Origin of the sequence: Streptomyces cellostaticus (genome assembly GCF_023630175.1) — a bacterium.
In the GTDB taxonomy this organism is placed as follows: domain Bacteria; phylum Actinomycetota; class Actinomycetes; order Streptomycetales; family Streptomycetaceae; genus Streptomyces; species Streptomyces cellostaticus_A.
The window spans coordinates 31,209-40,807 of sequence record NZ_JALLIN010000057.1 but is presented as its reverse complement, the minus strand read 5'-3'; the positions used below and the strand labels follow the sequence as shown (position 1 = coordinate 40,807).

General features: G+C 73.3%; 9 protein-coding genes. 4 read left to right on the top strand and 5 right to left on the bottom strand.

What is annotated here, in order from left to right:
- Positions 1–139 precede the first annotated feature (139 nt).
- The 4 genes from MXD57_RS28040 to MXD57_RS28025 all read left to right on the top strand — a co-directional run bounded on the left by MXD57_RS28040 (position 140) and on the right by MXD57_RS28025 (position 3,331).
- Entirely contained in the window at positions 140–505 is a 366-nt protein-coding gene (locus MXD57_RS28040; RefSeq protein WP_250404930.1) for an Rv2175c family DNA-binding protein, read from the top strand.
- An 89-nt stretch (positions 506–594) separates the two neighbouring features.
- Positions 595–1,242 carry a thiamine phosphate synthase gene (gene thiE / locus MXD57_RS28035; RefSeq protein ID WP_250404928.1) on the top strand — a complete coding sequence of 216 codons (648 nt, stop codon included), beginning with the start codon at positions 595–597 and terminating at the stop codon, positions 1,240–1,242.
- A gap of 179 nt (positions 1,243–1,421) precedes the next feature.
- Positions 1,422–2,345, top strand: a complete 924-nt coding sequence (gene metF, locus MXD57_RS28030; RefSeq protein WP_250404926.1) for a methylenetetrahydrofolate reductase [NAD(P)H] — start codon at positions 1,422–1,424, stop codon at positions 2,343–2,345.
- A gap of 56 nt (positions 2,346–2,401) precedes the next feature.
- Positions 2,402–3,331: an SCO2102 family sporulation regulator gene (locus MXD57_RS28025; protein ID WP_250404923.1), complete on the top strand. Its 930-nt coding sequence runs from the start codon at positions 2,402–2,404 to the stop codon at positions 3,329–3,331.
- A 13-nt stretch (positions 3,332–3,344) separates the two neighbouring features.
- Here the strand turns inward: MXD57_RS28025 and MXD57_RS28020 are convergent, their stop codons facing one another.
- The 5 genes from MXD57_RS28020 to MXD57_RS28000 form a co-directional block, all read right to left on the bottom strand.
- A complete protein-coding gene (locus MXD57_RS28020) occupies positions 3,345–4,853 on the bottom strand; it encodes a phytoene desaturase family protein (RefSeq protein ID WP_250404922.1) in 1,509 nt (502 codons plus the stop codon).
- Between the two features lie 57 nt (positions 4,854–4,910).
- The gene (locus tag MXD57_RS28015) at positions 4,911–5,522 is read right to left on the bottom strand and encodes a DUF4126 domain-containing protein (RefSeq protein WP_250404920.1); all 612 of its coding nucleotides are present in this window, start codon (positions 5,520–5,522) and stop codon (positions 4,911–4,913) included.
- A 323-nt stretch (positions 5,523–5,845) separates the two neighbouring features.
- On the bottom strand, positions 5,846–6,475 hold the full coding sequence (locus MXD57_RS28010) for a TetR/AcrR family transcriptional regulator (protein WP_250404919.1): 630 nt from the start codon (positions 6,473–6,475) through the stop codon (positions 5,846–5,848).
- 47 nt (positions 6,476–6,522) lie between these two features.
- The gene (locus MXD57_RS28005) at positions 6,523–8,607 is read right to left on the bottom strand and encodes a YhgE/Pip domain-containing protein (protein WP_250404918.1); all 2,085 of its coding nucleotides are present in this window, start codon (positions 8,605–8,607) and stop codon (positions 6,523–6,525) included.
- A complete protein-coding gene (locus MXD57_RS28000; protein WP_250404916.1) occupies positions 8,579–9,469 on the bottom strand; it encodes an ATP-binding cassette domain-containing protein in 891 nt (296 codons plus the stop codon). The genes MXD57_RS28005 and MXD57_RS28000 overlap by 29 nt, the downstream gene beginning before the upstream one ends.
- Positions 9,470–9,599 lie beyond the last annotated feature (130 nt).

Below are 9,599 nucleotides of genomic sequence, written 5' to 3'. Positions count from 1 at the left end.
GGGGGGGGGCGCCCCGCCCCGCCCCCCCCGCCCGCCGCGGCACCAGGGACCGGACCCGCCGGACGGGTCCCAGCGGCGTGCACCCCACGCGGACCGGCCTGGCTTCCGACTGTCGGTGTCGGATGGCAGGCTAGATCCCGTGACCGAGATTGACGCAAAGATCGATGCACTCGTCCCCGGCTGGCTCACCCTCCCCGACATCGCCGAGCACCTCGACGTCGAGGTGACGCGCGTGCGGCAGCTTGTCAAGGAGGGACAGCTCATCGCCGTACGCCGGGGGGAGAACCGGGCGCTGCACGTCCCCGCCGCCTTCATCGACGGGGACAAGGTCGTCAAGGGCCTGTCCGGGACCCTGACGCTCCTGCGGGACGACGGCTTCACGGTCGAAGAGATGATCGAGTGGCTCTTCACCCCCGACCCGACCCTGCCCGGCACCCCCGCGCAGGCCCTGAGCGAGAATCGCGGCACGGAGGTGAAGCGGCGCGCCCAGGCGCTCGCCTTCTGAACGACCCGCACCGCGTGGTGGCGTACCGGCCGCGGCCCGTACGCCACCCGCCCGCACGCCCATGGACACCGACCCGGGGGGACCCACGCATGTCCGACACCGCCCGCGACCGACTCGCCGACGCCCGCCTGTACCTCTGCACGGACGCCCGCAGGCGGCAGGGCGACCTCGCCGGGTTCCTGGACGCGGTCCTGGCCGGCGGTGTCGACATCGTGCAGCTCCGCGACAAGGGCCTGGAGGCCGCCGAGGAACTGGAGCACCTCCAGGTCCTCGCCGACGCCTGCGCCCGGCACGGCAAGCTGCTCGCGGTCAACGACCGGGCCGACGTCGCCCACGCCGCCCGCGCCGACGTGCTCCATCTGGGCCAGGGCGACCTCCCGGTGCCCGCCGCCCGCGCCGTCCTCGGCGGCGACCTGCTGATCGGCCGCTCCACGCACACCGAGTCCGAGGCCGCGGCCGCCGCCGTCCAGCGGGGCGTGGACTACTTCTGCACCGGCCCGTGCTGGCCCACCCCGACCAAGCCCGGCCGGCCCGCCCCCGGCCTCGGTCTGGTGCGGTACACCGCGGCCCTGGGCACCGACCGCCCCTGGTTCGCCATCGGCGGCATCGACCACGGCAACCTGGAGCAGGTGCTGGACGCGGGCGCCCGCCGGGTGGTCGTGGTCCGCGCGATCACCGAGGCCGACGACCCGGGTGACGCCGCGGCGCGGTTCGCCGAGCGGCTGCGGCAGCCCTAGTGCCGTGCCCGGACCGCACGGCCAGGGCCCCTCGTGCCGGGCCGGCGGCGCCGCGGAGGGCTGCCCTCCGGGCGGGCTCTGTCCGGAATTCTGTCCAAAGGGTGGACGGGAAAGCGGCAATTCGGGCAAATGACCGGCGTCCGGTTGGGGTACCGCCCACCCCTGACTAACCTGCGGGTATGGCCCTCGGAACCGCATCGACCAGGACTGATCGCGCACGCACCGTGCGTGACATCCTCGCCGCCGGCAAGACGACGTACTCGTTCGAGTTCTACGCGCCGAAGACGCCCCAGGGCGAGCGGAACCTGTGGAACGCGCTGCGGCGGGTCGAGGCGGTGGCACCGGACTTCGTGTCCGTCACCTACGGCGCCGGCGGCACCACCCGCACGACCACGGTCCGCGAGACCCAGCAGATCGTCGTCGACACGACGCTCACCCCGGTCGCCCACCTCACCGCGGTCGACCACTCCGTCGCCGAGCTGCGCAACATCATCGGGCAGTACGCGGACGCCGGCATCCGCAACATGCTCGCCGTGCGGGGCGACCCGCCCGGCGACCCGATGGGCGAGTGGGTCCCGCACCCCCAGGGCCTCGCCTACGCGGCCGAACTCGTGCGGCTCATCAAGGAGTCGGGCGACTTCTGCGTGGGCGTCGCCGCGTTCCCCGAGATGCATCCGCGCTCCGCCGACTGGGACACCGATGTCCGGCACTTCGTCGACAAGTGCCGCGCGGGCGCCGACTACGCCATCACACAGATGTTCTTCCAGCCGGAGTCGTACCTGCGGCTGCGCGACCGGGTCGAGGCGGCGGGCTGCGACACGCCCGTGATCCCCGAGATCCTGCCGGTCACCAGCGTGAGGATGCTGGAGCGGGTGCCCAAGCTCAGCACCGCGCTGTTCCCGGACGCCCTGAAAGAGCGCATCCTCACAGCGAAGGACGATCCGGCGGCGGTACGCTCCATCGGTATCGAGTTCGCCACGGAGTTCTGCGCACGGCTGCTGGCCGAGGGAGTGCCCGGACTGCACTTCATCACGCTCAACAACTCCACGGCGACCCTGGAAATCTACGAGAACCTGGGCCTGCACCACCCCCCGCAGGCCTAGACCGGCCGCACCGCGATACGACACACTGCGTAGCGGCCACTGGGAGAGGGGCGTACATGGGCTGGACGGTCCTCTACATCGCGTTCGGCGTCGTCGCACTGTGGTTGCTCGGTGAGGTACTGCTGCAGTACAAGGCGCGGCTGCGCTGGCGGCTGCTCGCCTTCGCCGGCTTCCTCGGCGTCGTTGTCGGCGTGCTGATGCCTTCGGTCGTCGTCATCGGCGTGGGCGCGATCGCGTTCGCGCTCGGCCAGACCTACGTCACGCTGTCCTTCCGCCGCGGCTTCGCCGCCGGCTGGGCGGTCAAGCGGCCCGAGGACGAGGCGGACGGCGGCGTCACCAAGCGACGCCGCGGCCGGGCCGGGCACCAGGACCCGGTGCTGGGCGGCTCCGATCCGGAGGCGGGCGACGGCGCCGACGACGCCGGGCACGACCACGAGCGCTTCGCGCACGCCGACGACTACGACCGCGACGACGTCTTCACCCCGATGCGCTCCGCCGAGCCGTCCGCAGCCGAGACCACCACCGTCTACGAGCCCGAGCCGCTCCCGGACGACACCGGCTCCTACGGCGTCTACGGCGACACCGCCTACGCGGCGGCGGCCCAGACCCAGGGCGCCGAGCAGAACTACGCCTACGACTACTCGGGCTACGGCCAGCAGGACTACGGCTACGACAGCGCCGGCCAGCAGGGCTACGCCAACTACTCCGACCCCTACGTCGGCAGCCAGGGCTACGGCGGCACCGGCTACGACTCGGGCTACGGCCAGCAGCAGTACGGCCAGCAGGGTTACGGTCAGCAGGGTTACGGCCAGGACCCGTACGCCACCGGCGGCTACGGCGAGACACCGGCCGGCGGGGTGTGGGTCCCGCAGCAGCGCAGCGACGACAGCTACGGCGGCGAACTCCCGCAGGAGCAGCCGTACCCGTACCAGGGCGACGGACGGCAGCAGCCCGGAGCCGGGTACGACGAGCAGTACCGCTTCTGACGGCCCGCCCCGGTCACTGGGAGCCGCGGAACCCGGGCCCCTCCACGATCAGCCCGGCCACCAGCGCCCCCGACATCCCCGCGTGCGGCAGTCCGCCGCCGGGATGGGACCAGCCGCCCACCCGGTACAGCCCGGGCAGGCGCGTGGTGTTCGCCGGGTGCAGGTAGCGGCCCCGGCCCGCGGCGAGTGCGGGCGCGGGCACGGCCCCGCTGCCCGTCTCCCCCTCCGTGTGCACGGGGGTGCGCACCTCGTGCCACAGCAGGCGCTCCCGCAGCCCGGGCACCGCGCGCCCCGCGGCCTCGACCAGGAAGTCCGTGCAGCACCGGACCGTGCCCCCGTCCTCCCAGGCAGCCTCGGCCGGCACCACGGCGGACACCACCACGGACTCGTGCGCGCCGTCCGGCACGAGCGCGGGGTCGTCCGGGCGCAGTACGGTCACCGAGGGACACACCGGCCGGTCGCCACCGGGCGCGGCCGGGAAGTCCAGCTCCGTCCCGGCGTCCGGCGCGTGGACGACCGTGCGGTGGACGGCGCCGGCCTCGCGCCCGCCCCGCAGGGCCAGCAGGGCGGTGAACCGCGCGGGCCGGGGCAGGACCGGATCGTCGGCCCGCACGTCCCCGTCCGCGTCCAGCGGATGCTCCGTCAGCGCCCGCAGCCGTGCCGGAGCCACGTCCGCGACCACGTGGTCCGCCTCGGCCACCGACCCGTCGGCGAACTCCACTCCCGCCGCCCGGCCGCCCTTCTCCGGAATGCCGGTGACCTCGGTGCCGAAGCAGAACTCCACCCTGCGCCGCAGGCACCGCTCGTACACCGCGCGCGCCAGCTCCCGCATGCCGCCGCGCACGTACCAGGTGCCGAAGGCGTGCTCCATGTACGGCAGCACGGCCGCGCTCGCCGGAACGGCCCGGGGATCGAGACCGTATCCGAGCACATGGCTCTCCAGGAGGGCCGCCAGACGCGCGTCGCGCAGCTCCCAGGCGCCGATCTCGGCCAGGGTGCCCGCCCGCCGGGTGCGCAGCAGCCGCTTGTGCGGCACCGACGGATAGGGGTCGCGCTCGGCCAGCACCTGCCAGTTCGGCCACAGCGGCTCCTCGAGCAGCGGCCGGCGGGTGCGGTCCCACGCCTCCCGGGCCCGCACCAGGAAATCCCCCCAGCGCTGCCCGGCGCCGGCGCCCAGCGCCTCGTCCAGGGCCGCGACCACCCCCGCACGGGAGGCGTTCGGCAGGGCCACCTCGGTGCCGTCGGCGAAGACGTGCCGCGCCGACGGGTCGACCTGCACCAGGTCGACGACGTCCTCCAGCGCCTCCTTGCCGGTCTTGACGAACAGATCGCGGTACACGGCCGGCAGCGGCAGCAGCCCCGGCCCGGTGTCGAAGGCGAACCCGTCCCGCTCGAAGCGGCGCACCGCTCCGCCGTACGTCTCCGTACGCTCGTACACCGCCACCCGGTGGCCCGCGACGGCCAGCCGGGCGGCGGCCGCCATCGCGCCCATCCCGGCGCCGATCACCGCAATCCGTGCCATGACCGTGACTCTATCCACCGGCACCGAGGGGCCGGCCGACGGGCGGTCCGGAGCGGATCAGCCGGGCGGCCAGGGGACCCGGTCCGCCCGGCCCCGCTCCCGCCGCTGCGCCCGGCTCCGCAGGAAGCGCCGGATGCGGGAGACGAGGAACACCAGCACGAGCAGCCCGCCGGCCAGCAGCACCGCCGCGATGATCGCGGCCGCCCCGGGATGGAACATCGCGAACGCCACGACGCCGGCGACCCCCAGGTCCTCGGCGATGCTCAGCACGAAGTTGCTGAGCGGCTCCGGCGAGGTGTTGACCGCCATCCGGGTACCGGCCTTCACACCGTGACTGGCCAGCGCCGTCGAACCGCCGAGCAGCCCGGCCGCCACGTCCGGCAGCGATCCGCTCTGCCCGGCGAGCAGCGCCCCGATCCAGGCGCCCGCGAGCGGCCGCACGACGGTGTGCGCGGTGTCCCACACCGAGTCGACGTACGGGATCTTGTCGGCGACCGCCTCGCACGCGAACAGCACACCGGCCACGATCAGCACCTCGGGCCGCTGCAACGTCTGCGGGACGTCGTCGCCCACCCCCGTCATGCCGAACAGGCCGAGCAGCAGCACCACCGCGTAGGCGTTGATGCCGCTGGCCCAGCCGCTGGTGAAGACCAGAGGGAGTACGGACACGCAAGGGATGGTAGTCATCCGGCGGGCCGCCGTCCCGGGCATCCGCACACGGCACTGAGTATCCGTACTCAGACGCCCGGATGAGTACGGACACGGATGGGCCGCGACCGTGCGGCACGGGAGAGTGGAGGCACGGCAGGGGGCGCGGACCGGCACCGCCGGCACGGGGCGGCGGAACGGCGCCCGCGCCCTGGCCGTTCCTTCCGCCGATCCGTCGGCGGAAGCGGGACACGGGGGAGCACGGGAAGAACGGGGGCACGGGGGAGTGGGAAGGCGCCGGCCCGGCAAGGGGGCCGGCGCCTTCCCCGTGTTCCGCCGCGCTCTCAGCCCTGCCCGCTCACCCGTCCCTGGAGCAGCCGGGACAGGGCCGAGTGGACGTCGTCCAGGGAGCGCTCCGGCTGGAACGACTTCCAGTCCAGGGCGGCCACCAGCACCATGCCCACCAGTGCGGCCGCGGTGAGCTGGACGTCGATCTCGTCGCTGAACTCCCCGGTCGCCACGCCCTCGCGCAGCACACCCTCCACGACGGCGACGGCCTCCTGCCGGACCACCATCAGGGTGGACTGCCAGGCGCGGTTGGTGCGCCACAGTTCGGCCACGTAGAGCTGGGTGAAGGCCGGGTAGCGGTCGATGAAGACCAGGCCCGCGCGGACCATCGCGTCCAGGGCGTCCACCTTGCCGCCGCCCTCCGCCGCGGTCCGCTCGGCCGCCTCCCGGAGGGAGGCGGTGAGCAGGCCCACGCCGTGCCGCAGCAGCTCCTCGAAGAGGACCGACTTGCTCGCGAAGTTGTAGTAGACGGTGCCCTTCGCGACGCCGGCCCGCTCGGCGATCTCGTCCACGGTGGTGGCGGAGAAGCCCTGCTCGGCGATGAGCGTGACGGCGGCCTCGTAGAGCTTCTGCCGGGTGGCCTCGCGGCGCGTGCTGCCGCCGGCGGTGGCGCTGCTGCTTTCCATGGCCCCGATTGTCACAGGTACCCGCGTCCGGGGGGACGCCCCGGGGATCACAGGCTCAGTTCCGGGTGCAGCCGGTCCAGTGTCCACACCTGGCGGCGCCGGGCCGCGAGGGCGGTCAGCGCGACGGCGCCCGCGGTGAACAGGGTCAGCACGCCGCACGCCTGCCAGACCGGGCCGAGCCCGCCGCCCGTGATCAGCCGGCGCAGGGCCTCCACGATGTAGCTCATCGGCAGGAACGGGTGGGCGGCGTTGAAGAAGCCCGGGCTGGTCTGCACGGGGTAGGTGCCGCCCGCCGAGGTGAGCTGGAGCATCAGCAGCGCCAGCACCAGGATCCGGCCCGCCGCGCCGAAGCGGGCGTTCAGCCACTGCACGATCGCCGCGAAGCACGCCGCCACCAGGAACAGGAACCCGACCGTGCCGGCCGCCCTCGCCATCTGCAGCCCGATGGCCCAGTGCAGCACCGCCATCAGCGCCGCCGTCTGCAGCACGCCCACCGCGACGACGGGGAGCCAGCCGGCCAGCGCGATCCGCCAGGCCGGTGAACCGGCCGCCAGGGCACGCCGGTTGAGCGGCGGGATCAGCATGTACGCCACCATCGCGCCGACCCACAGGGACAGCGGGATGAAGTAAGGGGCGAATCCGGTGCCGTAGTTGGGCGCCTTGTGCAGGTCGTGGGAGGCGAGCTGGACGGGGTCGGCCATCACGCCGGTGCGCTGGTCGCGGTCCTGCTCGTCGTAGTCGGGGATCTTCTTCGCGCCGTCGTGCAGCCCGCCGGCCAGCTTGCCGGAGCCGTCGACCAGCCTGTACATGCCGCCGCTGAGGGTTCGGGCGCCCGACTCGGCGGTGCCGATGCCCTGGTCGAGCTTCACCGCCCCGGTGCCCGTGGTGCCGATTCCGGCGTGCAGCTTCTTGGCGCCGGCGGCGACCTCGGCCGCGGCGTCGTTCAGCTCGTTGATCCTCTTGACGGCGTCGTCGACGTCCTCGTAGAGGTGCGGGGCGCGCGCGGAGAGGGCCTGGGCCTGCTTCTGGAGCGTGGCGAGGTTTTCCCGCATGGTCTTCAGGTCGCCGTCCTGGTCGGCGATCAGGGTGTTGAGGTCGTCGGCGACGGTGGCCACGTCGGCCGCCGCCTGCCTGGCCTTCTTCAGGTCAGGGCAGACCGGGTCGGGGATCACCGCCTTCTCGCAGTGCGCCTCGTAGAACGCGTCGAGCAGGGCCGAGGAGGCGTGCGCTGCCCTGGCGGCGCCCGGCGCCCGCTCCACCATGGTCTCGAGGTTGTGCCGGACGGTCATGGCCGAGTCGGCGACCAGCCGGGCGGTGTCCCCGATGGTCTTCTCGTTGTCCTTCAGGAACGGACCGGCCTGCTTGTAGACACCGTTGACGTTGTCCGCGAGGGTCTGGGTGCCGTCCGCGACCTTCTGGGAACCGTCCTCCAGCCTGCCCGCGCCCGAGTCGAGCTTCTTCAGCCCCTTGACCAGCTTGCCGCTGCCGCTCTTGGCATCCTTCAGGCCCGCCGCCAGGTCCCTGGAGCCCTTCTCCGCCTTGCCGATGCCGCCCTTGAGGCGGTCGGCGTTCCTGGCGGCCGTCACGGTCTTGCCGTGGATGTCGGAGAAGGAGATGAAGATCCGGTCCAGGAAGCCCCGGGAGGCGTTGCTGGACGCGGCCGAGCGGACCTCGTTGAAGACGGTCTTGGAGATCTGGCCGACGATGTAGTTGTTCGCGTCGTTGGTGCGCACCCGGAGCGCGCCGGTCTCGGGGGAGTCTCCGGCGCTGGACGCGATCCGGCTGCTGAAGTCGGCCGGCATGGTCAGCGACAGGTAGTAGGTGCCGTCCTCGACGCCCCGGCGGGCCTCGTCGTCGCTCACCTCGTGCCAGTCGAAGGTCCGGCTGTCGCGCAGCCCGGCCACGATGTCGTCGCCGGCGGTGACCTTCTTCCCGTCGGCCGTGGCGCCCTTGTCGTCGTTCACCAGGGCCACCGGGATACGGTCCAGGCGGCCGTAGGGGTCCCAGAAGGACCACAGGTACAGGGCGCCGTACAGCAGGGGCAGCACGAGCAGCGCGACCAGGGCGGCGCGCGGCAGCTTCCCCCGTCCGAAACGCCTCAGCTCAAGCGCGGCCAGCCTGGGCGTGCGCATCCGCCGCCTCCTTCCGGTCGGTGTCGTCGTCGGTCGCCGGGGTGGTGCCGTCGGCCGGTTCGGGGCCGTCGTCGGTCGCCGGGGTGCCGCCGTCCGGTTCCGGGCCGTCTTCGTCGGCGGTCACCGGGGTGGTGTCGTCGCCCGGCCCGGAACCGCTGCCGCCGTCGGCCCGCCCGGCCGGGCCGGTGGCCACGGTGAGGCAGTCCGCGGGGGCGGTGCGGCACACGGCCACCACCGTCGTGCCCGCGCGGGTGAGGGACCGCAGGAGGTCCCAGATCTCCTCGCGCTCCGTGTCCGAGAGCTTCATGTCGACGTCGTCCACGCCGATCAGCCGCGGCCGGCCGAGCAGGGCCAGCGCCAGCGACAGCCGCAGTTCCTCCGGCCGCTCCAGGTCCCGGACGGCAGTCCGGGAACCCTTGGGGAGCGTCTCCGGATCGAGTCCGGCGGCGGCCAGGGCCGCGTCGACGCGCAGCCGGGCGTCGTGGGCGCGGTCCCGGCGGGGCCGCAGCACGTCCCGCAGGGAGTCGCCGAACCGGTGCTGCAGCAGGGCCCGTTCGCGCAGGTGCTCCCCCACGGTCAGAGCCGGCTCCAGATCGGTGACACCGGCCACGTTGGCCACGGCGGCGACCCGGCGCACGGCGGCCATGTGCCGGGGGAGTCTGAACCCGGCCACCGCGGCCGATCCCTCATTGGGCTTCATCCGTCCGGTGAGCGCGAGCAGCAGGCACGTGCGGCCGGAGCCGGACGGTCCCTCGATCGCGATGAGCGAGCCGGGGTCCGCGTCGAGCGTGACGTCCCGGAAGGCCCACCCGCGTGGCCCCTTGAGTCCGAGGCCCTCGGCGGTGAGATGCGCGCCGTCCACAAGCCTCCCCCTTGCCTGGCATGTTTTTGAACTGACTGGTCAGTGCAAAAGTACTCCCGAACCCCTGATCGAGGCAAAGCGGCAGGTCAGAAGGGATTGTCAGTGCCATACCTCACGATGGGCACATACG

What these genes read in the sequence shown, in the direction of transcription:
- thiE (WP_250404928.1), top strand. Translation starts at nt 595, where the DNA reads ATGTCCGACACCGCCCGCGACCGACTCGCCGACGCCCGCCTGTACCTC.
- metF (WP_250404926.1), top strand. Translation starts at nt 1,422, where the DNA reads ATGGCCCTCGGAACCGCATCGACCAGGACTGATCGCGCACGCACCGTG.
- MXD57_RS28025 (WP_250404923.1), top strand. Translation starts at nt 2,402, where the DNA reads ATGGGCTGGACGGTCCTCTACATCGCGTTCGGCGTCGTCGCACTGTGG.
- MXD57_RS28020 (WP_250404922.1), bottom strand. Translation starts at nt 4,853, where the DNA reads ATGGCACGGATTGCGGTGATCGGCGCCGGGATGGGCGCGATGGCGGCC.
- MXD57_RS28010 (WP_250404919.1), bottom strand. Translation starts at nt 6,475, where the DNA reads ATGGAAAGCAGCAGCGCCACCGCCGGCGGCAGCACGCGCCGCGAGGCC.
- MXD57_RS28005 (WP_250404918.1), bottom strand. Translation starts at nt 8,607, where the DNA reads ATGCGCACGCCCAGGCTGGCCGCGCTTGAGCTGAGGCGTTTCGGACGG.